The organism is Gemmobacter nectariphilus DSM 15620 (assembly GCF_000429765.1).
GTDB classification, from domain to species: Bacteria; Pseudomonadota; Alphaproteobacteria; order Rhodobacterales; family Rhodobacteraceae; genus Wagnerdoeblera; species Wagnerdoeblera nectariphila.
Genome location: NZ_KE386949.1, coordinates 670,070 through 694,132, shown reverse-complemented (window position 1 = coordinate 694,132; position 24,063 = coordinate 670,070). Strand labels below are relative to the sequence as shown.

At 64.9% G+C, this 24,063-nt stretch carries 24 protein-coding genes; 17 read left to right on the top strand and 7 right to left on the bottom strand.

Annotated features, from left to right (window positions below; genetic code table 11):
* From G481_RS0122185 to G481_RS0122155, 7 genes are all read left to right on the top strand, one after another.
* Positions 1 to 711: an ABC transporter ATP-binding protein gene (locus G481_RS0122185; RefSeq protein ID WP_028031965.1), complete on the top strand. Its 711-nt coding sequence runs from the start codon at positions 1 to 3 to the stop codon at positions 709 to 711.
* A gap of 4 nt (positions 712 to 715) precedes the next feature.
* The gene (locus G481_RS0122180; protein WP_028031964.1) at positions 716 to 1,087 is read left to right on the top strand and encodes a hypothetical protein; all 372 of its coding nucleotides are present in this window, start codon (positions 716 to 718) and stop codon (positions 1,085 to 1,087) included.
* Positions 1,087 to 2,097 carry a branched-chain amino acid ABC transporter permease gene (locus tag G481_RS0122175; protein WP_028031963.1) on the top strand — a complete coding sequence of 337 codons (1,011 nt, stop codon included), beginning with the start codon at positions 1,087 to 1,089 and terminating at the stop codon, positions 2,095 to 2,097. The genes G481_RS0122180 and G481_RS0122175 overlap by 1 nt, the downstream gene beginning before the upstream one ends.
* On the top strand, positions 2,094 to 3,398 hold the full coding sequence (locus G481_RS0122170) for a branched-chain amino acid ABC transporter permease (RefSeq protein WP_035026941.1): 1,305 nt from the start codon (positions 2,094 to 2,096) through the stop codon (positions 3,396 to 3,398). The genes G481_RS0122175 and G481_RS0122170 overlap by 4 nt, the downstream gene beginning before the upstream one ends.
* 62 nt (positions 3,399 to 3,460) lie before the next feature.
* Positions 3,461 to 4,351 carry a PfkB family carbohydrate kinase gene (locus G481_RS0122165; protein ID WP_245595027.1) on the top strand — a complete coding sequence of 297 codons (891 nt, stop codon included), beginning with the start codon at positions 3,461 to 3,463 and terminating at the stop codon, positions 4,349 to 4,351.
* On the top strand, positions 4,348 to 5,271 hold the full coding sequence (locus G481_RS0122160) for a pseudouridine-5'-phosphate glycosidase (RefSeq protein ID WP_028031960.1): 924 nt from the start codon (positions 4,348 to 4,350) through the stop codon (positions 5,269 to 5,271). Before G481_RS0122165 ends, G481_RS0122160 begins: the two co-directional genes overlap by 4 nt.
* Before the next feature lie 163 nt (positions 5,272 to 5,434).
* Entirely contained in the window at positions 5,435 to 5,740 is a 306-nt protein-coding gene (locus tag G481_RS0122155; protein ID WP_051294715.1) for an ArsR/SmtB family transcription factor, read from the top strand.
* An 83-nt stretch (positions 5,741 to 5,823) separates the two neighbouring features.
* On the opposite strand, the gene infC is transcribed toward G481_RS0122155, so the two are convergent.
* Positions 5,824 to 6,312, bottom strand: a complete 489-nt coding sequence (gene infC, locus G481_RS0122150) for a translation initiation factor IF-3 (protein WP_245595026.1) — start codon at positions 6,310 to 6,312, stop codon at positions 5,824 to 5,826.
* Between the two features lie 233 nt (positions 6,313 to 6,545).
* On the opposite strand from infC, the gene G481_RS0122145 reads away from it, so the two are divergent.
* The 3 genes from G481_RS0122145 (at position 6,546) to G481_RS26195 (ending at position 9,966) form a co-directional block, all read left to right on the top strand.
* A complete protein-coding gene (locus G481_RS0122145; protein ID WP_028031957.1) occupies positions 6,546 to 7,094 on the top strand; it encodes a hypothetical protein in 549 nt (182 codons plus the stop codon).
* Positions 7,095 to 7,261: 167 nt separating this feature from the next.
* Complete coding sequence (gene lepA / locus G481_RS0122140; RefSeq protein WP_028031956.1) at positions 7,262 to 9,061, top strand: translation elongation factor 4; 1,800 nt, start codon at positions 7,262 to 7,264, stop codon at positions 9,059 to 9,061.
* 2 nt (positions 9,062 to 9,063) lie between these two features.
* Positions 9,064 to 9,966, top strand: a complete 903-nt coding sequence (locus G481_RS26195; protein ID WP_154664716.1) for a hypothetical protein — start codon at positions 9,064 to 9,066, stop codon at positions 9,964 to 9,966.
* Positions 9,967 to 9,977: 11 nt separating this feature from the next.
* Here the strand turns inward: G481_RS26195 and G481_RS24895 are convergent, their stop codons facing one another.
* From G481_RS24895 to G481_RS0122115, 5 genes are all read right to left on the bottom strand, one after another.
* Positions 9,978 to 10,337 (bottom strand): antibiotic biosynthesis monooxygenase family protein, encoded by a 360-nt coding sequence (locus G481_RS24895; protein WP_051294714.1) that lies wholly within the window; start codon positions 10,335 to 10,337, stop codon positions 9,978 to 9,980.
* Positions 10,338 to 10,403: 66 nt separating this feature from the next.
* Complete coding sequence (locus G481_RS0122130; protein WP_028031955.1) at positions 10,404 to 10,766, bottom strand: YbaN family protein; 363 nt, start codon at positions 10,764 to 10,766, stop codon at positions 10,404 to 10,406.
* A 63-nt stretch (positions 10,767 to 10,829) separates the two neighbouring features.
* Positions 10,830 to 12,551, bottom strand: coding sequence for a calcium-binding protein (locus tag G481_RS26810; protein WP_051294698.1), 1,722 nt, complete (start codon positions 12,549 to 12,551; stop codon positions 10,830 to 10,832).
* 179 nt (positions 12,552 to 12,730) lie between these two features.
* A complete protein-coding gene (gene rsmD, locus G481_RS0122120) occupies positions 12,731 to 13,300 on the bottom strand; it encodes a 16S rRNA (guanine(966)-N(2))-methyltransferase RsmD (RefSeq protein ID WP_028031954.1) in 570 nt (189 codons plus the stop codon).
* Positions 13,301 to 13,304: 4 nt separating this feature from the next.
* Complete coding sequence (locus G481_RS0122115; protein WP_028031953.1) at positions 13,305 to 14,504, bottom strand: NAD(P)/FAD-dependent oxidoreductase; 1,200 nt, start codon at positions 14,502 to 14,504, stop codon at positions 13,305 to 13,307.
* A 78-nt stretch (positions 14,505 to 14,582) separates the two neighbouring features.
* Here G481_RS0122115 and G481_RS0122110 point away from each other — a divergent pair, with 78 nt between their 5' ends.
* The 5 genes from G481_RS0122110 to G481_RS24885 all read left to right on the top strand — a co-directional run bounded on the left by G481_RS0122110 (position 14,583) and on the right by G481_RS24885 (position 20,959).
* Positions 14,583 to 15,068 (top strand): peroxiredoxin, encoded by a 486-nt coding sequence (locus G481_RS0122110; protein WP_028031952.1) that lies wholly within the window; start codon positions 14,583 to 14,585, stop codon positions 15,066 to 15,068.
* 105 nt (positions 15,069 to 15,173) lie between these two features.
* On the top strand, positions 15,174 to 16,337 hold the full coding sequence (locus G481_RS0122105) for an alpha-hydroxy acid oxidase (protein WP_028031951.1): 1,164 nt from the start codon (positions 15,174 to 15,176) through the stop codon (positions 16,335 to 16,337).
* A 159-nt stretch (positions 16,338 to 16,496) separates the two neighbouring features.
* Entirely contained in the window at positions 16,497 to 18,419 is a 1,923-nt protein-coding gene (gene dnaG / locus G481_RS0122100; RefSeq protein ID WP_028031950.1) for a DNA primase, read from the top strand.
* A gap of 96 nt (positions 18,420 to 18,515) precedes the next feature.
* A complete protein-coding gene (gene rpoD, locus G481_RS0122095; RefSeq protein WP_028031949.1) occupies positions 18,516 to 20,522 on the top strand; it encodes an RNA polymerase sigma factor RpoD in 2,007 nt (668 codons plus the stop codon).
* A 77-nt stretch (positions 20,523 to 20,599) separates the two neighbouring features.
* Positions 20,600 to 20,959: a hypothetical protein gene (locus G481_RS24885; RefSeq protein ID WP_035026938.1), complete on the top strand. Its 360-nt coding sequence runs from the start codon at positions 20,600 to 20,602 to the stop codon at positions 20,957 to 20,959.
* A 36-nt stretch (positions 20,960 to 20,995) separates the two neighbouring features.
* Here G481_RS24885 and G481_RS0122085 read toward each other — a convergent pair whose 3' ends face one another.
* Positions 20,996 to 21,718 carry a rhomboid family intramembrane serine protease gene (locus G481_RS0122085; protein ID WP_028031948.1) on the bottom strand — a complete coding sequence of 241 codons (723 nt, stop codon included), beginning with the start codon at positions 21,716 to 21,718 and terminating at the stop codon, positions 20,996 to 20,998.
* Positions 21,719 to 21,794: 76 nt separating this feature from the next.
* On the opposite strand from G481_RS0122085, the gene trpS reads away from it, so the two are divergent.
* Both trpS and G481_RS0122075 read left to right on the top strand, forming a co-directional pair.
* Positions 21,795 to 22,835, top strand: a complete 1,041-nt coding sequence (trpS, locus tag G481_RS0122080; protein ID WP_028031947.1) for a tryptophan--tRNA ligase — start codon at positions 21,795 to 21,797, stop codon at positions 22,833 to 22,835.
* Positions 22,836 to 22,958: 123 nt separating this feature from the next.
* Positions 22,959 to 24,062, top strand: coding sequence for an ABC transporter ATP-binding protein (locus tag G481_RS0122075; protein WP_028031946.1), 1,104 nt, complete (start codon positions 22,959 to 22,961; stop codon positions 24,060 to 24,062).
* Position 24,063: the final 1 nt, after the last annotated feature.

The window sequence follows — 24,063 nt, the reverse complement described above, 5'->3', positions numbered from 1 at the left end:
ATGGCGGATCCGTTTCTGATCGGCGCCGGCATGACCGGCGGCTATGGCGGGGCAGATATCCTGCACGATTGCACCCTGGCGGTGGAAAAGGGCGAGATCGCGGTGATCGTCGGCCCCAATGGCGCCGGCAAGTCGACCGCGATGAAGGCCGTGTTCGGGATGCTGAAGCTGCGCCAGGGCCATGTGCTGCTGGACGGCGAGGATATCACCGCGCTTAGCCCGCAAGCGCGCGTTCACAAGGGCATGGGCTTCGTGCCGCAGACGCACAACATCTTTGGCTCGATGACGGTCGCGGAAAACCTGGAGATGGGCGCCTTCATCCGGCGCGACGATTTCCGCGATACGATGGCGCAGGTCTATGACCTGTTCCCGATCCTCAAGGATAAGCGCAACCAGCCGGCGGGCGAATTGTCGGGCGGGCAGCGCCAGCAGGTCGCCGTGGGCCGGGCGCTGATGACCCAGCCCAAGGTGCTGATGCTGGACGAGCCGACGGCAGGGGTCAGCCCCATCGTGATGGACGAGCTGTTCGACCGCATCATCGAGGTGGCGCGGACCGGCATCTCCATCCTGATGGTGGAACAGAACGCCCGTCAGGCGCTGGAGATCGCCGACAAGGGCTATGTGCTGGTGCAGGGCGCCAACCGCTTTACCGATACCGGCAAGGCGCTGATGGCCGATCCCGAAGTGCGCCGCACGTTTCTGGGGGGCTGAGCGGATGCGCGCATTTGCCCTGTCCCCGATGCTGCTGGCCGCCCTGCCCGTTCAGGCCGCAGACTATGCGTGTCATCTGACGCTGCTGTGCAAGGGCGCGGCGGCGCGGATGTCCTGTGTCGCACTGTCCGGCCCTGCCGCGATCATGCTGACGATCCCCGAGGCGGGCGAAGGCCGGATCGCCGCCAACGGCGCCAAGGCGCCGTTGCGCATCGACCGGCGCACGGCCGACAGCCTGTCCATGTCCTACAGGAACACGCCCGATGCGAACGTGACCTTGCTGCGGCTGGTCCCGGCGACGGGCCGGATGCAATCGGCGCAGCTGGCCGAGGATGGCCCCGAACTGGCCGAATTCACCTGCAAGGAGGCCGGATGATGGACTTTCTGAATGCCATCGTGGCGCTGCTGAACTTTGTGGTCATTCCGGGCGCGGCCTATGGCGCGCAGCTGGCGCTGGGGGCGCTGGGGGTGACGCTGGTTTACGGCATCTTGCGGTTCTCGAACTTTGCCCATGGCGACACCATGGCCTTTGGCACGGCCGCGACCATTCTGGTGACCTGGCTGATGACCAGCCTTGGCATCAGCTTTGGCCCGCTGCCCACCGCGCTGCTGGCGCTGCCCTTCGGGATTGCGATCACCGCCCTGCTTGTGCTGGGCACCGACCGGGTCGTCTATCGGTTCTATCGCCGGGTGAAGGCCGCGCCCGTGGTGCTGGTGATGGTGTCGATGGGGGTGATGTTCGTGATGAACGGCATCACCCGCTTTGTGATCGGGGTGGACGAGATCAACTTTGCCGACGGTGCGCGGTTCGTGATCGGCGCGCGCGAGTTCCGGCAGATGACCGGGCTGGACGAGGGGCTGGCGATCCGCAGCACGCAGGTGATCACGCTGGTGGTCGCGGTGATTGCGGTCGCGCTGCTGTTCTGGTTCCTCAACCGCACGCGGACCGGCAAGTCGATGCGCGCCTTTTCCGACAACGAGGATCTGGCGCTGTTGTCGGGCATCAACCCAGAACGGGTGGTGGCCGTGACCTGGATCATCGTCGCGGCGCTGGCGACGACGGCCGGGGTGCTTTACGGCCTCGACAAGTCCTTCAAGGCCTTCACCTATTTCCAGCTGCTGCTGCCGATCTTTGCCAGCGCGGTGGTGGGGGGCCTTGGCAACCCGCTGGGGGCCATTGCCGGGGGCTTTGTCATCGCCTTTTCCGAGGTCACCGTGACCTATGCGTGGAAAAAGGTGGCCACCTATGTACTGCCCGAAAGCCTGGCGCCCGAGGGGCTGCTGCAGCTGATGGGCACCGATTACAAATTCGCGGTCAGCTTCGCCATTCTGGTGATCGTGCTGCTGTTCAAGCCCACCGGCATCTTCAAGGGGAAATCGATATGAGCGTGAACTGGCGCAATATCGGGCTGTTCGCCGTGGTGGCCCTGCTGTTCGTCATCACCGGCGCCATGCAAAGCTGGACGCTGTCGTTGACGATCCTGAACATGGGGCTGGTCAGTGCCATCATGGCGCTGGGGGTCAACATGCAATGGGGCTATGCGGGCCTGTTCAACATCGGGATCATGGGGTTCGTCGCGCTTGGCGGGCTGGCGGCGGTGCTGGTCTCGATGCCGCCCGAGCCCGATGCCTGGGCCGCCGGCGGGGTGCGGATCGTGCTGGGGCTGGCGGTGGGCGCTGCCTCGCTGGTGGCGGCGGTGCTGGTCTGGTCGCGGATGCCCAAAGGGCGTTTGCGGGGCGTGGTGCTGGTGGCGGTGCTGATCGCGGGCTTTGTGCTGTATTCGCAAGTCTTCGATCCTGCCGTGCAGGCGGTCGAGCGGACCAATCCGGCCGCCGCGGGCTATCTGGGCGGGCTGGGGCTGCCGATTCTGCTGGCCTGGCCGGCGGGCGGTCTGCTGGCGGCAGGTGCGGCCTGGGCGATCGGCAAGACGGCGCTGGGGCTGCGGTCGGACTATCTGGCCATTGCCACGCTGGGGATTTCCGAAATCATCATTGCGATGATGAAGAACGAGGACTGGCTGGCCCGCGGCGTCAAGAACGTCACCGGCCTGCCCCGCCCTGTCCCCTACGAGGTCGACCTGCAGCAGACGCCCGGCTTCATTGCCTGGGCGTCCGACTGGGGCTTTGATCTGGCGACCGCATCGTCGGTCGTGGTCAAGCTGTGCTATGCCGGGCTGTTCCTGGTGGTGCTGCTGGCGCTGATCTGGCTGGTGGAAACCGCCTGGCGCAGCCCCTGGGGCCGGATGATGCGGGCGATCCGCGACAACGAGGTTTCGGCCGAGGCGATGGGCAAGGACGTGACCCGGCGCCATCTGCAGATCTTCATCCTGGGCTCGGCCGTGTGCGGCATCGCCGGGGCGATGATGACCACGCTGGATGGGCAGCTGACGCCCTCGAGCTATCAGCCGCTGCGCTTCACCTTCCTGATCTGGGTGATGGTGATCGTCGGCGGGTCGGGCAACAACTGGGGCTCGGTTCTGGGCGGGATGCTGATCTGGTGGCTGTGGATCATGGTCGAGCCGATGGGCCAGTTCCTGTTCCAGAATCTGACCGCCTGGTTGCCGGAGGGCTCGTTCCTCAAGGACCACCTGAAGGATGCCGCCGCGCATATGCGTCTGCTGACCATGGGCCTCATCTTGCTGCTGGTGCTGCGATTCAGCCCGCGCGGATTGATCCCCGAGAAATGATCGCCTAAGTGGGGGGCCCTGCCCCCCACCGGGATTTCTGGATCAAGGCGAAGGAGCCCATCGTGCAGCCTGCGGGCTTTGACGTTCTGTGCATCGGATCGGTCCTTTGGGACGTGATCGGGCGATCCGCCGCCGTGATGCGGGTGGGGTCTGACGTGCCGGGGCGCATCACGCGCCTGCCGGGCGGGGTTGCGCTGAACATCGCCATGATGCTGGCGCGGTTCGGGATGCGGCCGGCGCTCTTGTCCTGCATCGGGCGCGACAGCCAGGGCGAGGATCTGATGGCCGCTTGCCGCCATCTGGGGCTGGAGACCGGGATGGTCTACCGCTCGGACGATCTGCCGACGGATCGCTACATGGCGGTCGAGGGGGCGAACGGGCTGATTGCGGCGATTGCCGATGCGCATTCGCTGGAGGCCGCCGGGGCGCGCATCCTGCGCCCGTTTCACGATGGGCGGCTGGCCAATCCCTATACCGGCCTTGTGGCGCTGGATGGCAACCTGACGCTGGCCCTGCTGTCGGAAATTGCTGCCTCGCCGGTCTTTGCCGGGGCCGATCTGCGGGTAGCACCGGCGAGCCCCGGCAAGGCCGACAGGCTGCGCCCGCTGATCGGGCATCCGGGCGTGACGCTTTATGTGAACCGCGAGGAAGCCGGCCTGCTGTGCCAGCTGGAATTTGCCGATGCCGCCAGTGCTGCCGAAGGGCTGGTCGCGCGCGGCGCCGCACGGGCCGTTGTCACCGATGGCGGGCGCATGGCGGCCGAGGCGACGCAAGGCCAGCCAACCCTGACCGGCGCGCCGCCCCCTGTCATGGTCACGCGGGTGACCGGGGCGGGCGATACCTTCATGGCGGCGCATATGGCCGCCGAATCCCGCGGCGCCACGCGGCAAGAGGCCTTGGCCGAGGCCCTGCACCGCGCCGCCGTCTATGTCTCCGGAGAGATCGGACCATGACCCTGCCCCTCATCCTGTCGCCCGAAGTGGCCGCAGCCCTGGCCGATCGCCGTCCGGTGGTTGCGCTGGAATCCACCATCATCACCCATGGCATGCCCTGGCCGCAGAATGTGGAAACCGCCCGCGCCGTCGAGGCGGCCGTGCGCGACGGCGGCGCGGTGCCTGCGACCATCGCCATCATGGGCGGCGCCATCCGCGTCGGGCTGGACGATGCGGCGCTGGACGCGCTGGGACAGGCGCAGGCCGTGCGCAAGCTGAGCCGCGCCGATCTGGCGCATTGTCTCGTGACCGGCGAGATGGGTGCCACCACGGTGGCCGCCACGATGATCTGCGCGCATCTGGCCGGGATCGGCGTCTTTGCTACCGGCGGCATTGGCGGCGTGCATCGCGGCGCGGAAACCAGCTTTGACATCTCGGCCGACCTGCACGAGCTGGCCGCGACCCCGGTGACCGTGGTGGCAGCCGGAGCCAAGGCGATTCTGGATCTGCCCAAGACGCTGGAGGTGCTGGAGACGCTGGGCGTGCCGGTCATCGCCTATGGGCAGGACGATTTCCCCGCCTTCTGGTCGCGCTCGTCCGGGATGAGGGCACCGATGCGCGCCGATGATGCGGCGACCATCGCCGCCGCCCATCTGATGCGCGGGCGCCTTGGCCTGCCGGGCGGGCAGCTGGTGGCCAACCCGATCCCCGCCGAGGCCGAAGTGCCGATGGAGATCATCGGCCCCGCCATCGAAACCGCGCTGGCCGAGGCCGAGGCGCAGCAGATCGCCGCCAAGGAGGTGACCCCCTTCCTGCTGGGGCGGATCGTCGAGCTGACCGGGGGGCGATCGCTGCAATCGAACACGGCGCTTGTGCTCAACAATGCCCGTCTGGGCGCCGCCATTGCCGCAGAACTGGCCAGACAGGCGGCAGATCGCTGAACAAGGGCCCGTCCGGGCCGCCCATATGCCCGGCCCCCTACAAATGCGATGGGGGGCATGTTATATGAATATGAACGTGCATGTCATCCATCGGAGGGAACGGGCGATGGACCTGAGGTCCACAGAGCCGGAGAATGTCGAGACCGCCGCCGAGACGGGATGCATGGGCATGCCCGCCGACGAGATGGAGGCGAATGCCAAGGCTGCTGCGGCCTTTCTCAAGGCGCTGGCGCATGAAGGGCGGCTGATGATCCTGTGCCATCTGTCCAGCGGCGAGAAGTCGGTGACCGAGCTGGAATTGCTGCTGGACAGCCGCCAGGCGGCGGTCAGCCAGCAGCTGGCCCGTCTGCGGCTTGAGGGGCTGGTCTCGTGCCGGCGCGAGGGCAAGGCGATCTATTATTCGCTGCATGACCCCAAGGTGCAGCGGGCCATCGCGCTGGTCTATGATCTGTTCTGCGAAAAGAACTGACAGGCGATTCGCTGAATCCTGCCCCCTGGCCCATGAAAAAAGCCCCGGCACCGCCGGGGCTTTGCACATCCAGGGACCGCGACTTACCTGGGCGCGATCATCATCACCATCTGGCGGCCTTCCAGCTTGGGCATGGATTCCACCTTGCCCGTGGTGCCGACATCCGCCGAAACCCGGTTGAGAAGTTCCATCCCCAGCTGCTGGTGCGCCATTTCCCGGCCGCGGAAACGCAAGGTGATCTTCACCTTGTCGCCTTCCTCGAGGAACTTCAGCACCGAACGCATCTTGACCTGGTAATCATGTTCATCTGTGCCCGGACGGAACTTGATCTCCTTGATCTCGATGATCTTTTGCTTCTTTCGCGCTTCGGCTTCGCGCTTTTGCTGTTCATACTTGAACTTGCCGAAGTCCATGATCTTGCAGACCGGCGGCTCGGCATTGGGCGAGATCTCGACGAGGTCGAGCCCCGCCTCCTCGGCCAGCATCATCGCGCGAGAGGGAGTGACGACGCCGATGTTTTCGCCATCCGCCCCGATCAGGCGGATTTCCGGTGCGCGGATACGGTCGTTCACGCGCGGCCCCGTATCGCGTTGCGGCGGGGCATTGTGAGGTCTGCGGGCTATGGCCTTGCTCCTTGATCATGGCTGATGGCGCGCAAAATAGTCTTGCAACCGCGGCGTTTCAACCCGATTTCCCTGCCGTGGGCTACCAGAAGTGACGCCGCAACGCGGCAATTCCCCTTTCTTTTGCCGCCGCGGTCTGCCACTGGCCCGCGCACCGACTGTCAAAGGGTAGGAGACCCCACATGAACAAGTCCGTCATCATCGGAGCCATCCTGGTCCTGGCCGCTGCGGGCGCCTACTACCAGTTCAGCTATGTCCCTGCTCAGCAGGCCGCGCAGGAGGCCGCCGAAGCCGCCGCAGCAAAGAAGGCCGCCGAGGAAGAAGCCGCCAAGGCCGCTGCAAGCGCCAAGGAAGCCGCGAAGAAGGCCGCCGAAGACGCAGCCGCCGCCGCGAAAGCTGCCGCTGAAAAGGCCGCCGAAAAGGCCGCTGCCGTGAAGCAGGCCGCCGAGGAGGCCGCCGCCAAGGCTGCCGAAGCCGCAAGGGCCGCCGCCGACAAGGCCAGGGAAACCGCTGCCGCCGCCACCCAGACCGCGCGGGACAACCTGAAATCGCTGGTCGAGACGCTGACCCCGTCGAATTTTGACGCTGACAAGGTCAACGCCATGCTGGACGAAAGCGAGATCGACGAGGCCACCCGCACCACGCTGAAAACCCTGGTCGAGGCCGCCAAGGCCAGCCCCGCGCTGGTGGAAACCGCGATTGCCCGCCTGAAGGACGCGCTGGCCCAATAAACCCGGCACCGGCCGGACAGAGGGGCGCCGCGTTCTGGCTGCGGCGCCCGTTTTTTACGGCCCGCTGCCCCGGCCCGATGCAGCCGCGACGCCCGGGCGCAGCAACCTTGCGACAGCCCGCGCATCCCCCCTTCCCGGCTGCGAAACGGCAGGATATACGAGCCGCCATGACCGAGCTGAACCTCATCCGCAATTTCTCCATCGTGGCGCATATCGACCACGGCAAATCCACGCTGGCCGATCGTCTGATCCAGATGACAGGCACCGTGGCCGACCGCGACATGAAGGAGCAGTTGCTCGATTCCATGGACATCGAGCGCGAGCGCGGCATCACCATCAAGGCGAACACCGTCCGCATCGACTACAAGGCCAAGGACGGTCAGACCTATGTGCTGAACCTGATCGACACGCCCGGCCACGTCGACTTTGCCTATGAGGTCAGCCGGTCCATGCGCGCGGTCGAAGGATCGCTTCTGGTGGTCGATGCATCGCAGGGGGTCGAGGCGCAGACGCTCGCCAACGTCTATCAGGCGCTGGACGCCGGGCACGAGATCGTGCCGGTGCTGAACAAGATCGACCTGCCCGCCGCCGACCCCGACCGGGTCAAGGCGAACATCGAGGATGTGATCGGGCTGGACGCTTCGGATGCTGTGATGATCTCGGCCAAGACCGGCATCGGCATTCCCGATGTGCTCGAGGCCATCGTCACCCGCCTGCCTGCCCCCAAGGGCGACCGCAACGCCCCGCTCAAGGCGATGCTGGTGGACAGCTGGTATGATGCCTATCTGGGCGTCGTCGTGATGATCCGCGTGATGGACGGCGTGATCCGCAAGGGCGACCGCATCAAGATGATGCAGACCGGCGCGGTCTATGGCATCGACCGTCTGGCCGTGCTGCGCCCCAAGATGACCGACTGGCCGGAACTTGGGCCGGGCGAGATTGGCGTCTTCACCGCCTCGATCAAGCAGGTCCGCGACACCCGCGTCGGCGATACCATCACCCACGAGAAAAAGCCCTGCGATGCCCCCCTGCCCGGCTTCAAGCCCGCGCAGCCGGTGGTGTTCTGCGGCCTGTTCCCGGTCGATGCCAACGATTTCGAGGCGCTGCGCGACGCGATCGAGAAGCTGGCGCTGAACGATGCCTCCTTCAGCTACGAGATGGAGACCTCGGCCGCGCTTGGCTTTGGCTTCCGCTGCGGGTTCCTGGGCCTTCTGCACCTTGAGGTGATCCGCGACCGGCTGGAACGGGAATACGATCTGGATCTGATCACCACCGCGCCCTCGGTGGTCTATCACGTCTACATGCGCGACGGCACGATGATAGAGCTGCACAACCCGGCCGACATGCCCGACCTGACCCATGTCGACCACCTGGAAGAGCCGCGGATCAAGGCCACCATCATGGTGCCCGACGAATACCTGGGCGACATTCTGAAACTGTGCCAGGACCGCCGCGGCATCCAGCAGAACCTGACCTATGCCGGCAGCCGCGCCATGGTGGAATACGATCTGCCGCTGAACGAGGTGGTGTTCGATTTCTACGACCGTCTGAAATCGGTGACCAAGGGCTACGCCAGCTTCGATTACCACATCACCGGCTACCGCGAGGATTACCTCGTGAAGATGTCGATCCTGGTCAACGACGAGCCGGTGGATGCGCTTTCGATGATGGTGCACCGCGACAGGGCCGAAATGCGTGGCCGCGCGATGGTGGAAAAGCTCAAGGAGCTGATCCCCCGGCACATGTTCAAGATCCCGATCCAGGCCGCCATCGGCAGCCGCGTCATCGCGCGCGAGACCCTGTCCGCCATGCGCAAGGACGTGACCGCCAAATGCTACGGCGGTGACGCGACGCGCAAACGCAAGCTGCTGGACAAGCAGAAGGCCGGGAAAAAGCGGATGCGCCAGTTCGGCAAAGTGGAGATCCCGCAGGAAGCGTTCATCAATGCGCTGAAGATGGATGGGTGAGGGTGGCTGAGCGGCTTGAGGAAGTTCGCAAACTCATCGCGCTGCTCATCATTATCTTGATTAGCATTCCATCGCTACATCTACTCGGATTTAGGTCAGCCTTCCCATCGTCTGTTCGCCACTTCTTCGATCTGACGTTTTTTACTGACCTTTCGGGCACTTTAGTCTACTATTTGACCATCAGCGGATTTATTTCAGTTTACGTGCCAAAAGCAATTATTGGATTTTCTATACTTGCGCACGATTTTCGCGTTGATCGAATATATGGGAGTCGTGGCTATAATACAGCATACGCACCATTCAGCGTGAGAACGCCAAAAGGAGCAGGGTGGAAAGATGCGATTACAGAATTGCAGAGGACTTTGAGGCGAGCGAAAAATTTCTCTAGACCAGATGCAAGATTTTTAAACTTCAAGCGTAGAAAATTATCTAATATTATACCCTTGGAGCTTCTGCATCGACATAGACTTTGGTTGTCCTGTTCATTGGGCGCAGTTGTGTTCTGTATTTTGTATTTGGGATTCACTAGAAGCTTTATTCTCCTACCGATTGCAACGATAGTTTTCCTCGGACTTCACGCCTACGATGCAAGCGGTTCTGGATACCTATTTTCCCTAGATAGAGCATTCTGGTCAAACTATAAACGTAAGGAGGGTTCCAATATTGACCTTTCCATCGCCATGATAGCAGCTGCCGCGTTGGCGGTAACTTCGTTCCTCTCTGGCCATCTGAGGGCAGACTATATACGAGCAAATGGGTCGACTTCTGTTCTTGGCGCGACAAGCGAACGCGTTACAGTAATTGGCCCAAACTCAAATGGGCTACTTGTTCTAAATTCTCAAGGCAATACGTTTAGCTTCGTGTCATTCTCTGCGATTTCCACAGTCGACATTGAACTCGATTAGAACTCACCACATCACTCCGTCTCTGATGTCTCGGGGCAATCACAATTTCCCCCTCGATAAACCCCCGCCACCTCATACATCACCGGCTCGAACCCCTTGCACAGCGTGTTGATATGGGCGTTGCGCTGGCGCATTTCGGGGGTGCGCAGCATGGCCTGGTAATCCTCGCGCCGGGCCCATTGGGAATAGTTGCAGATGCGGGTGCGGGCGTCGTTCATGTGCAGCGCCGCCGAAACAAAGCCTGGCTGGCGCGAGATCACCTCGGCATAGGCGGCCTCGAGCGCGTCCATCAGGTCAAAGGCGGTGGCGGGGCTGGTCTCTAAGGTGGTGATGACGGTCTGGCCGGTAAAGCCCGTGTCGATCTGCGGCATGGTCGGATCCTCCCTGCCGCCATCGTGCCAGAAGCCGGCGCGAAAATCACCACCCATCCCTGCGGCCTAGCCGCGCGGGCCGTCGGGGCGGGTCAGGATGAAGGTGCCCATGACGATCAGAACCGCCGCCTGCAGCGCAAGGATCTGCCAGCGCAGCCCCAGCGCCACGCTAAGCATCAGTGCGCCGCCCATGGCCAGGATCGCCACCCCCTTGGCCCGCCGCGGAATGGCGCGGTGTTCGGTCCAGTTGTGGATGATCGGGCCAAAGCGGCGATGGGTCAGCAGCCAGTCATGCAGGCGCGGGGACGAGCGGGCAAAGCAGAAGGCGGCCAGCAACAGAAAGGGCGTCGTCGGCAACAGGGGCAGCACGATCCCCAACAGGCCGAGCGCCACCGACAGTCCACCCGCAAAAGCCCAGAAAACGCGCATCGCAGCCTCCTGCCTCGCGATCTAGGCCAGCGGGGGGCCAAAGACCAGCCCCCCGCCTCTTGATCAGACGAAGACCACGTCCCCGAAGGCCAGCGAGGTGACGCCGAGCAGCTCGGCCACCACGACCCGCGCCGCCGCGCCGGCGCCATCGGGATCATAGGTCAAAAGGCCGGTCGAGGTTTCAAAGAACAGCCCCGCATGGGCGGTGTTCAGCGTCGCGCCCGACAGAACGCCGGACACATCGTTGAACCCTGCGCGGTGGATCACCAGCCGGTCGCCTTCGGCTGCGTTGAAGTCAGTGATCTTGTCACCGCCATCGGACGCCGCGTCGAAAACGAAGCTGTCTGCCCCCCCGCCGCCCGTCAGCCGGTCCCGCCCCGCCCCGCCAGCGAGCAGGTCGCGGCCCGTGCCGCCGACAAGGCGATCATTGCCATAGCCGCCGCGCAACTCGTCGTTGCCCGCGCTGCCCAGAAGCGTGTCAGCGCCGCCACCGCCAAGCAGCCGGTCGTCGCGGACCGTGCCCTCGATCCTCTCGGCGGTAGCATCGCCCTTGAGGGCCAGGCCCCAGCTGGTCAGCGTGCTCCAGGTCTGGGTATCGAGCGTGAAGCCAAGGCCGGCCTCGGTGTTGTTCCCGCCAATCCAGGCGACCAGCTGGTCCCCCTTGGCCACCAGCCCCGCCTTGCCGTTCAGGAAATCGCCCGAGGTATCGACAATGTCGAAATCGTTGCCCTGCGCGGCGCCCGAGGCGTCGAAGATGCGCGCAAGGAAGGACTGATCCTGCGTGCGCCATGTCGCAGCGAAGCCGCCGGTATCCAGCGCGACGAGCTGCAGGTCGATCTCCTGGCTGGATTCGGTGGATGACAGCTCGAACACGCCACCTTTCAGCCGGCCGCCTGGCCCGACGATCTGGGCCTTGATGGTATAACTGTTGTTAGCGCCAGGATCGGACCAGGCAACCACGATGTTGCCATCATTCAGCTCGACAATCTCGGGCCGCAGGTTGACGGTGGTGTCCAGCGTGAACGGCGCGCGGTAGACGCTGCCATCGGCGCGCAGGATCTGCATCTTCAGGCTGACACCGCCGTAATGGGGCGCGCTCAGCGGGTTGGCTTCCAGCCAGGTCATGGCGATGCGGCCGCTTTGCAGCATGGTCGCCGACAGGTTGGTCGGGTTCGCATCCATCTGATACGAGCCGAATTTCGCCAGCACATGATCCGCGACCACCTCGACCGGCGTGCCGATCGGCTGGCCGGCAGCGTTGAAGCGGCTGAGGAAAATGCCGTCGGACAGGTTGCCCTGCACCGTTGTGTTCTGGCTCAGGACGGAAAAGCCGCCGTCTGCCCGCCAGAGCACCGCGCCAAAACGGTTCGGTGTGTCGCCCGGCGCGCCGGGGGTCACCTCGACGGGGGCGCCGGACAGGGTCGCGCGATCGAGGATCTGCACCAGCAGCGAGGCATTCGCATCGCTGCCGACAAGGCCCTGTTCGGGCTGGGCGATCAGCGCGGCCACCTTGCCGGCGGGACCCGCGGTCAGGTCGATGTCCGTCACGCCCGCCGTCGGCAGGCCACCCGCGACCTGCGGAATGACCAGCGTGTTCAGGCCTGTCAGCGTATCGCTGCGCTGATCGAGCAGCGCAGTGATGACCAGCCCGTCGGCATCGTTGGTCGCACCGGCCAGCGCAAAGACGATGCGTCCGTCGCTGGTCAGCACCGCGTCGAGATGGTTGATGTTGTAAAGCTCGGGTTCCCGGTGAACCCGTTTTGCAGATTCAAGGCCGAAGGCCATGATTGGAAAAACTCCCTCAAATCAGGCCAGTCACCCGAATGGCCCGTCAAGGTGCTAGCGCGGCAAAAATCGCTTGTCACGCAATTTTCAGAACGGGCACTCACGCCTTTCTGCGTTGGCCAGAACCAGGGCAGCCAAGGGCAGGAAAGCCCTTGTTGCACCAGGAAATTGCCTGTTTTTCAGGCGACTTTCGGCGCGCGGGCCAATGTCACCAGGGTATCGCCATATTTGCGCTGGTCCAGCAGTTCGAATCCGGCGGGCAAGGCGGGGGGCTGGCCTTCCTCCCAGACGATGATCGCGCCGGGGGCAAGCCAGTTGCCCTCGATGGCCGAGGCCATGGCGGCCTCGCCCAGCCCCTTGCCATAGGGCGGGTCCAGAAAGACGAGGCCATAGCCCGGCCCGCGGTTCGGCCCCAGCCGGGTGGCATCGCGGCGCCAGACATCGGTGGCGCCCATCGCCCGCATCTTTTCGATGTTGCGGCGCAAGAGGGCGCGGGCGGCGGTGCCATCGTCGACAAAGGCGACACGGGCAGCGCCGCGGCTGAGCGCCTCGAGCCCCAGGGCACCGGTGCCGGCAAACAGGTCCAGCACCCGCGCATCCTGCACCGGATTGCCATAGCCCCCGTTCATGATCAGGTTGAAGATCGCCTCGCGCACCCGGTCCGTGGTGGGGCGCAGATGCGCCGCCGGATCGCCTTCGCCGACTTCGGCCAGGTGCAGGCCGCGGAACTTGCCCGAAATGATGCGCATCGGCTTATCCCATCAGCGACTTCAGATCGGTCGCCGGATCGGCCACCAGCGCCGGGTCGGCACTGCGTCCCGCCTCGATCAGGCGGCGCGCGATCATGAAGGCGCGCGGATCGTTCATCGCATCCACCGCCAGCAGGCGATCCCCTGCGTAATACCAGTGCGACCGCGCCGTGCCACCGTCGCGCACGACAACGCGGGTATAGCCGGTGTTCAGCCCGGCGATCTGCAACTTGACGTCATACTGGTCCGACCAGAACCACGGCTTGGGCGCATAGGGCTTGCCGGCCCCCAGCATGTTGCCCGCAACACACTCCGCCATGTCGATCGCATTGGGCACGCTTTCCAGCCGCAGCCGCCCCGCGCCATGGGGGAAGCTGGCACAATCCCCCGCGGCCCAGATGCCGGGGGCCGAGGTGCGGCCCTGCTCGTCGGTCGCAATGCCATTGTCCAGCGCGATCCCGGCCGCCTCGGCCAGCGCGGTTTCGGGCAGGATGCCGACACCCACGATGGCGAAATCGCACGGGATATGCCGGCCATCCGCCAGATCCGCGCCCGACACAAGCCCCTGCCCCGTCAGGCCGGACAGCGCGACACCCTCGATGATCTGGACCCCATGGCGGGTGTGCAGCGCGCGAAACCAGTCCGAGGTTTCCAGCGCCGCCACACGTTGCAAGATGCGCGGCGCGGCTTCGATCAGCGTGACATGCAGGCCCTTTTTCGCCGCAACCGCTGCGGCCTCAAGGCCGATATAGCCGCCACCGACGATCAGCACCCGGCGGCCCGCCACGAATTCGGGGGCCATGCCATCCACATCGGCCAGGGTGCGCACATAATGAACGCCCGGAAGGTTGCCGCCCATTGCCGCCGGCAGGCGCCGCACATGCGCGCCGGTGGTCAGCGCCAGCTGGTCCCAGCGCAATACCTCGTCCCCCACCCGCAGCGTGCGGGCCACCGGGTCAAGGGACGATACCGCAGCCCCGGTCATCAGGCGGATATCCTGCGCCTGCCAGAACTCGGGGGCGCGCAGCATCAGACGTTCCAGCGGCATCTCGCCCAGCAGATAGGCCTTGGACAGCGGCGGGCGCTGATAGGGGGCGGCAGGCTCGGCACCGATCAGCGTGACCGGCCCCGTGTGCCCAAGCGCGCGCAGTTTCGCGGCCAGGGCGGCCCCTGCCTGACCCGCGCCGACAATGGCAATATGCATCTCCGTACCCTCTGGTCGCGTCCGAGGCCGGAGACTATATCCATGGCGGAACCGAACACAACGCGCGAAGGATGCAACATGACCATTTCCGCAGGCGACACGCTGCCCGAAGGCACGCTGATCAAACTGGGCAGCAATGGCCCCGAAGGCGTCAAGGTGGCCGACCTGACCAAAGGCCGCAAAGTGGTGATCTTTGCGGTGCCGGGCGCCTTTACCCCGACCTGCCATTCGGCCCATGTGCCCAGCTTCATCCGCACCAAGGACGGCTTTGCCGCCAAGGGCGTGGACGAAATCGTCTGCGTGTCCGTCAACGATCCCTTCGTGATGAAGGCCTGGGGCGAGGCGACGGGCGCCGCTGCCGCCGGCATCTCGATGCTGGCCGATGCGGGCGACTGGACCAAGGCGCTTGGGCTGAACTTCGACGCCCCGCCCGCGGGTCTGATCGGCCGGTCCAAGCGCTATGCGATGTATGTGGTCGACGGCAAGGTCGAGAAACTGCATCTGGAGGCCTCGCCCGGCCAGTGCGAGATCTCGGGCGGCGAGGCGCTTCTGGCCGAGATCTGATCGGGCCGGACAGGAATGCAGGCGCGGGGGGCAACCCTCGCGCCTTTTTCATTGCGGCGGGCAGGCACGATTGGTAAGCGAAAGTTACCAGTTCAGGAGTGTGCCATGCCCGTCATCACCTGCATCGACGACCTCAAGCGCCTGCACAAGGCGCGCACGCCGAAGATGTTCTACGATTATGCGGAATCGGGCAGCTGGACCGAACAGACCTTCCGCGAGAATACCACCGATTTCGCCCAGATCCGTCTGCGCCAGAAGGTGGCGGTGGACATGTCGAACCGGTCCACCCGTACCACGATGATCGGGCAGGACATCGCCATGCCGGTCGCGCTGGCGCCCGTCGGCTTGACGGGGATGCAGCACGCCGATGGCGAGATTCTGGCCGCCCGCGCGGCGGCGCGGTTCGGGGTACCCTTTACCCTCTCGACCATGTCGATCTGTTCGATCGAGGATGTGGCGGCGAACAGCCCGGCCCCGTTCTGGTTCCAGCTCTATGTGATGCGCGACGAGGATTTCGTGCGTCGGCTGATCGAGCGGGCCAAGGCCGCGAAATGTTCGGCGCTGGTTCTGACGCTGGATCTGCAAATCCTTGGCCAGCGGCACAAGGATCTGAAAAACGGGCTGTCGGCGCCGCCCAAGCTGACGCCTGCGACGATTGCCGATCTGGCGACGCGCTGGCGCTGGGGCCTGGGAATGCTGGGGACGAAACGGCGGTTCTTTGGCAATATCGTCGGCCATGCCAAGGGGGTGGCGGATGCCAGTTCGCTGTCCAGCTGGACGGCGGAACAGTTCGACCCGCAGCTTGACTGGGGCAAGATCGCCAAGCTGAAGGAGATGTGGGGCGGCAAGCTGATCCTCAAGGGAATCCTGGATGCCGAGGATGCGCGCAAGGCGGCCGAGGTGGGCGCCGATGCCATCGTGGTGTCCAACCATGGCGGGCGGCAGCTGGACGGGGCGCTGTCCTCGATCCGCATGTTGCCGCAGATCGTCGACGCGGTGGGCGACCGGGTGGAAATCCATCTCGACAGCGGGATCCGGTCTGGCCAGGACGTGCTGAAGGCGCTGGCACTGGGGGCGCGATCGACCTTTATCGGGCGGGCGTTCGTCTACGGCCTTGGCGCGATGGGCGAGGCCGGGGTGACGGCCGCGCTGGAGGTGATCCGCAAGGAGCTGGACATTTCCATGGCCCTGTGCGGCGAGCGCGATGTGCAGAACCTTGGCCGGGACAACCTGTTGATTCCCGAGGGGTTCTTTACGCGGTATTCGTAAGGGTAGTTGGCGCCGGCGGGGCCATCGAGGCCCCGCCGGCGCCGCAGGGACGGCCCCGCGCGCCGCTGGAAGGGCTGTCTGCCCTTCCAGACCTGCCCGAGGATATTTCAGGACAGATGAAACGGTGCAATTCCCCGCGCAGAGGGCTATATCGGTGGCATGAGCCTGCCCCCCGGATTCCTTGACGAGCTGCGCAACCGCCTTTCCCTGACCCAGGTGGTCGGGCGCAAGGTCATCTGGGACATGCGCAAATCCAATCAGGCCAAGGGCGACATGTGGGCGCCCTGCCCGTTCCATCAGGAAAAGAGCGCCTCGTTTCACGTCGATGACCGCAAGGGGTTCTACTACTGCTTTGGCTGCCACGCCAAGGGCGACGCGATTTCCTTTGTGAAGGAAACCGAGAACGTCGGCTTCATGGAAGCGGTGGAGATCCTGGCCCGCGAGGCTGGAATGCCGATGCCCGCGCGCGACCCCAGGGCGGCCGAGGTTCAAGACCGGCGCACGAAGCTGGCCGAGGTGGTGGAGGCCGCCGTCCAGCATTACCGCATGATGCTGCGATCCGGGTCGGGCAGCGTGGCGCGGGACTATCTGGCGCGGCGCCGGCTGACCGAGGCAGCGCAGGACCGCTGGCAGATCGGCTGGGCGCCCGATCAGCGCACCGGGCTGGTGCAGGCGCTGGGGGCCAAGGGGATTGCGCCCGATCTGCTGATCGAGGCAGGCCTTGCGATCAAGCCCGACGATGGCGGGGCGCCCTATGACCGGTTCCGCGGCCGGGTGATCTTTCCGATCCGCGATGGCCGTGGGCGGGCGATCAGCCTGGGTGGCCGCTCGCTCGATCCGAATGCGCGGGCGAAATACCTGAACGGGCCGGAAACGACGCTGTTCGACAAGGGGCGGAACCTGTTCAACATCGGCCCTGCGCGCGAGGCGGCGGGCAAGGGTCTGCCCTTGGTGGTGGCCGAGGGCTACATGGACGTGATCGCCTTGTCCGAGGCGGGTTTTCGCGGCGCGGTCGCCCCGCTGGGCACGGCTGTCACCGAAGATCAGCTGCGCCTGATGTGGCGCATCCATGACGAGCCGGTGATCGCGCTGGATGGCGATGCGGCGGGGATGCGGGCGGCGCTGCGGGTGATCGACCTGGCGCTGCCCTTGCTGGAGGCCGGCAAGGGCCTGCGCTTTGCGGTGATGCCGGGCGGGATGGACCCGGACGATCTGATCAAGGCCGAAGGGGCCGGCGCGTTCCAGCGCGTGCTGGACGGGGCGCAGCCCATGGTGCGGCTGCTGTGGCAGCGCGAGACCGAAGGTCAGGTCTTTGACAGCCCCGAACGCCGCGCCGCATTGGACAAGCGGCTGCGCACCGCGCTGGCCCGGATTGCCGATCCGTCGATCCGCGCGCATTACGGCGCCGAGATGAAGCGCCTGCGCGAAGAGCTGTTCGGCACCGGCGTGCGGGCCCCGCGCGGGTTCGTGCCGCGCCAGTGGCAGCAAAAGGTCAAGGCCGCCCCCCTGCCCTCGACCCGCGCCTCGCTGCTGGCAGGTTCCGGCGAGACGGTCGAGGATCGGCTGCGCGAGGCGGTGGTCCTGGCGCTGCTGGCGCTGCATCCCGAGCTGGTCGATACATTCGACAGCGCGCTGGAGCGGATGGACTGCGCCGACCCTGGCCATGCCACCTTGCGCACCGCGCTGCTGCGGGCCGCCCATGCGCCCGATCCGGCCGCAACCTTGCAGGCGATGGCGGGGCAGGAACTTGAAACCCTGCGCGCGCTTCCCCATGTGCAGATCGTCCCTGCCGTTCGCAACCCCGAGGATGCTGCCCTTGCCCGGCTGTGCCTGGCCGAAGAATTCGCCAAGCTCGAGGCCCGCCGCGCGGCCCGGCGCGAAATCGCGGAAGGTGTCGAGGAGATGGAGGCGCTGGCCGACGAAGGGCTGACGTGGCGGCTGGGACAGGCGGCCGAGGCGGTAAATCGCGCAGGACGAGTGAGCAATGACGATTCGAGCGATCTGGGAGAAGACCGCGCAGCCATGTCAGGGTATCTGCAAAGCCTCATAGACAGACAGGTCTGGGTGAAGAAGCGCCACTGAGGCTTTCACTTCCCGTGATTCGCGGTATTGAGTGTCAGATTGGAGACGGGCGATTCGGTGATTCGATTCGCCCCACCGGCTATCCAGGGAGCATCCATGGCGATGAAGGACACCGACGACGTCAAACCGGCCGAGCAGGACGCCGAGATCACCCTGGACATGAGCCAGGCCGCCGTCCGCAAGATGATCGCCGATGCGCGTGAGCGGGGTTACATCACCATCGACCAGCTGAACACCGTCCTGCCGCAGGATCAGGTGTCGTCCGAGCAGATCGAGGATGTGATGTCGATGCTGTCCGAAATGGGCATCAACGTCATCGAGGAAGAAGAGGCCGAAGAAGGCGAAGGCGCCCAGGCGGGCGAGCTGGTGGAAACCGGCTCTGGCTCGCGCGAGATCGCGATTGCGGGCGTGCAGTCGGAAACGCTGGACCGCACCGACGACCCTGTCCGCATGTATCTGCGCGAGATGGGCTCGGTCGAACTGCTGTCGCGCGAGGGCGAGATCGCCATCGCCAAGCGGATCGAGGCTGGCCGGAACACCATGATCGCCGGGCTGTGCGAAAGCCCGCTGACCTTTCAGGCCATCACCATCTGGCGCGACGAACTTCTGAACGAGGAAATCCTGCTGCGCGACGTGATCGACCTTGAAGCGACCTTCGGGCGCTCGGTCGATGGCGAAGGCGACATGGACGGCCCCGATCTGGACGGGATCGAGGTTTCTGCAAGCTCGACGCCCGCGGCCCCCCGCCGCAGCGGCAACGAGCCCGAGCTGGACGCCGACGGCAACCCGCTGATGCGGTCGGACGACGACGATGACGACGATGATGCGTCGAACATGTCGCTGGCCGCGATGGAAGCCGCGCTCAAGCCCAAGGTGCTGGACACGCTGGACATCATCGCGCGCGATTACGTTAAGCTGGCCGAGATGCAGCGCCTGCGGATGACCGCGACCCTGTCGGAAACCAGCAAGTTCTCGGCCGCGGACGAGGCGGCCTATCAAAAGCTGCGCTCTGAAATCGTCACGCTGGTGAACGAGCTGCATCTGCACAACAACCGGATCGAGGCGCTGATCGACCAGCTCTACGGCATCAACCGCCGGATCATGTCGATCAACTCGGGCATGGTGAAGCTGGCTGATCAGGCGCGCATCAACCGCCAGGAATTCATCGCCGAATATCAGGGCTATGAACTGGATCCGACCTGGCTGGACCGCATGGCGCGCAAGCCAGGCCGCGGCTGGCAATCGCTGATCGAAAAATCCGCCGCCCAGGTGGCGGAACTTCGCAACGACATGGCGCAGGTCGGCCAGTATATCGGCGTCGACATCAGCGAATTCCGCCGCATCGTGAACCAGGTGCAAAAGGGCGAGAAAGAGGCCCGCCAGGCCAAGAAGGAAATGGTCGAGGCAAACCTGCGCCTCGTGATCTCCATCGCCAAGAAATACACCAACCGCGGGCTGCAGTTCCTGGACCTGATCCAGGAAGGCAACATCGGCCTGATGAAGGCGGTGGACAAGTTCGAATACCGCCGCGGCTACAAGTTCTCGACCTATGCGACCTGGTGGATCCGTCAGGCGATCACCCGGTCCATCGCGGACCAGGCGCGCACGATCCGCATTCCGGTCCACATGATCGAGACGATCAACAAGCTGGTCCGCACCAGCCGCCAGATGCTGCACGAGATCGGCCGCGAGCCGACGCCCGAGGAACTGGCCGAAAAGCTCCAGATGCCGCTGGAGAAGGTGCGCAAGGTGATGAAGATCGCCAAGGAGCCGATCAGCCTTGAAACCCCGATTGGCGATGAAGAAGACAGCCAGCTGGGCGATTTCATCGAGGACAAGAACGCGATCCTGCCGCTGGATTCGGCCATTCAGGAAAACCTGAAGGAAACCACGACCCGCGTTCTGGCCAGCCTTACCCCGCGCGAGGAACGGGTTCTGCGGATGCGCTTTGGCATCGGCATGAACACCGATCACACGCTGGAAGAGGTCGGCCAGCAGTTCAGCGTGACGCGCGAACGGATCCGCCAGATCGAGGCCAAGGCGCTGCGAAAGCTCAAGCACCCCAGCCGGTCGCGCAAGCTGCGCTCGTTCCTGGATCAGTAAGTCGGGGTCTGCCGGCCCTTCTACCGGATCTCCGGGTGGTATGACATCCACCCGGAACTTGCCTGGATCACCAGACCATGAACATCGACGATTTGCGGGGCGAGATCGCGTCATCGGACGCGAAAGCCGCCTTCGATACCCTGGTTGCCGGTTTCGGCGCCCTTGCGGGCCTGTCGATGGCCGCGCATGAACAGGGATTCCTCAACAGCCTGCGGGTCTTCCGGGACAGCGACTATTGCTTTGCCGTGGTTCCGAATGACGACTGGGTTCTGGCCTATATCCGCAAGCCGGAATTGCGGCGCGGCAAATTGCTGCCCGAAACGGTCTTTGAACAGTTCCCCGATGCCCGGATGACCAGCGGCGGCGAAATCACCCTGCGGATCCGCGACGCGCAGACGGCGGAACGCTGGCTCGACATGATCCGCGACGCTGACTAGGGGGCCGACATTTCGGCCCCTGTTCCCTGTGGCCCGCTAGCGCTGGCGCAGATGGGCCAGCAGGCGCGCGGGGCCGCCAGGCACCACGACAAAGGCCAGGCCAAAGCCCATGGCAAAGCCGGCAAGGTCGGCCACCCAGTCCGGCCCGCCGCCGAACAGCACGCCGAACACCAGCCGCACCGCCATCATGAAGCCGATCAGCGAAAAGGCCCGCCAGGTCGATCCGCCCGATTGCCCCAGCCGCAGCCACAGCACAAAGGTAAAGGCCCCGATCAGCCCGAAGGCCCCCGGATAGCCACCGACGATGGGCAGCATCTGCCCGGTTTCCAGCCGCAGGGCGGGGGCAAAGGACAGCACGATCGTGTAGATCAACATCGCACCGATGGCCGATCCCAGGAACAGCACTGCGACAGCCCAGGGGCGGAACACGTCCGAGATGAACTTGCCAAGCGCCATGACGAACACGACGACAAAGGCCGCGTGCGACAGGCTGACATGGACAAAGGCATAGCCGACCAGCCGCGCCAGATCGTTCAGCGGGACCTGCCGCGTCTGCCACATCCAGACCAGCTGTTCGGGCACAAAGGCCATGCGCTCCAGCACCATCAGCCGCCAGCCCACGCCATCGCGCCCGCCGATCAGCCCGGCGCCCGCCAGCTGCAACACCGCCTCGATCACGATCATGGGCAGCACCAGCGCCCAGACCACCGGGGGCAGCGGGTTCAGCGGGGGTTCCATATGCTCGGGGCGCTCGCTCATGTGATCCTCGTCGTTGACGTGCCGGTGCCCGAGCGATAAGCCCCCCGCGATGCCTTTTCCAGCCCCGGAGGCCAGAATGACCGAAACCACCGCCACCAAGTTCGCAACCCGTGTCTTTTCGGGCATCCAGCCTTCGGGCGGGTTGACGCTTGGCAACTATCTGGGCGCGCTGAAGCGGTTTGCCGAAAAGCAGGACGAAGGGATCGAGACGATCTATTGCATCGTCGACATGCACGCGATCACCGTCTGGCAAGATCCGGCCAAGCTGCGCCACGCCACGCGCGAGCTGACGGCGGCCTATATCGCCTGCGGCATCGACCCTGACCGCTCGATCCTGTTCAACCAAAGCCAGGTGACCGCCCATGCCGAACTGGCCTGGGTCTTTAACTGCGTCGCGCGGATGGGCTGGATGGGCCGCATGACCCAGTGGAAGGACAAGACCGCCGGCAAGGATGCCGAGGCAGCCTCGCTGGGCCTGTTCGCCTATCCCTCGCTGATGGCGGCCGACATTCTGGCCTACAAGGCCACCCATGTCCCGGTGGGCGAGGATCAGAAGCAGCACCTGGAACTGACCCGCGACATCGCGGCCAAGTTCAACCATGACTATGGCGTCAACTTCTTTCCGATCACCGAGCCGGTGATCGAAGGGGCTGCCACGCGGGTGATGAGCCTGCGCGATGGCAGCAAGAAGATGTCGAAATCCGACCCCTCGGATGCCAGCCGCATCAACCTGACCGACGATGCCGATGCCATCGCCAAGAAGCTGAAACGCGCCGTCACCGACCCCGAGCCGCTGCCCGAGACCCCCGAAGGGCTGGACGGCCGGGCCGAGGCACGCAACCTTGTGAACATCTACGCCGGCCTGTCGGGCAAGTCGCAGGCCGAGGTCCTGGCGGAATTCGGCGGCAAGGGCTTTGGCGTGTTCAAACCGGCGCTTGCGGACCTTGCAGTGTCGGTCCTGGCGCCGATCTCGTCGGAAATGACCCGGCTGATGCAGGATCCGGCGGAAATCGACCGGATCCTCGGCCATGGCGCCGACCGCGCCGATGCCATCGCCCATCCGATCATGGAACAGGTCTACGACATCGTCGGCATGGTCCGCTCGCGTCGGCGCTGAAAACGCAGGCATCTGCTCGATCTGCGACAACTGGCGCGCCGGAACGGGTTGCAATCCGTTTCAGCGCGCCGTTTACTTGGTCCCAACAAGTGCCGGAAACCGGCCGCAGACAGGGAGCAATGCGTGGCAGACATCGGCCGCGATGGCGCGTTCGTGGAATTCGAACGTGTTCAGAAAAGCTATGACGGTGAAACGCTGGTCGTGAAGGACCTCAATCTTGCCATCGGCAAGGGCGAATTCCTGACCATGCTTGGCCCCTCGGGCAGCGGCAAGACCACCTGCCTGATGATGCTGGCGGGGTTCGAAACGGCGACACATGGCGAAATCCGTCTGGCCGGCCGGCCCATCAACCAGGTGCCCCCCCACAAGCGCGGCATCGGGATGGTGTTCCAGAACTACGCCCTGTTTCCCCATATGACAGTGGGCGAGAACCTGGCCTTTCCGCTCGAGGTGCGCGGCATCGGCAAGTCCGAGCGCGAGGCCAAGATCGCCCGCGCGCTGGACATGGTGCAGATGGGCGCCTTTGCCAGCCGCCGCCCCGCCCAGCTTTCGGGCGGCCAGCAGCAGCGCATCGCGCTGGCCCGCGCCCTGGTGTTCGAACCCGAGCTGGTCCTGATGGACGAACCCCTTGGCGCACTGGACAAGCAGCTGCGCGAACATATGCAGTTCGAAATCAAGCACCTGCACGAAAGCCTTGGCATCACCGTCGTCTATGTGACCCACGATCAGGGCGAGGCGCTGACCATGTCCGACCGGGTGGCCGTCTTCAACGATGGCCGCATCCAGCAGCTTGCCGCGCCCGATGATCTCTATGAACGCCCAGTCAACAGCTTTGTCGCCCAGTTCATTGGCGAGAACAACAAGCTGCCCGGCACGGTCGAGGAGATTTCGGGCGATCACGCCCTGGTGCGGCTGGCCACGGGCGAGGTGATCGACGCAACCCCGGTCAACGTCACCGAAAAGGGCCAGCGCACGCTGGTGTCCATCCGGCCCGAGCGGGTGGAGTTCAAGCCCGAGATGATGCCGGGCGATGCCCATACCATCGACGCCGAGGTGCTGGAATTCGTCTACATGGGCGATCTGTTCCGCACCCGCCTGCGCGTCGCCGGATCGGATGACTTCGTCATCAAGTCGCGCAACACCCAGGGCCAGCGCCGGCTGGAGCCGGGCGAGCGCATCCGCATCGGCTGGGCGCCCCAGGATGCCCGCGCGCTGGACCCCGTTTGAC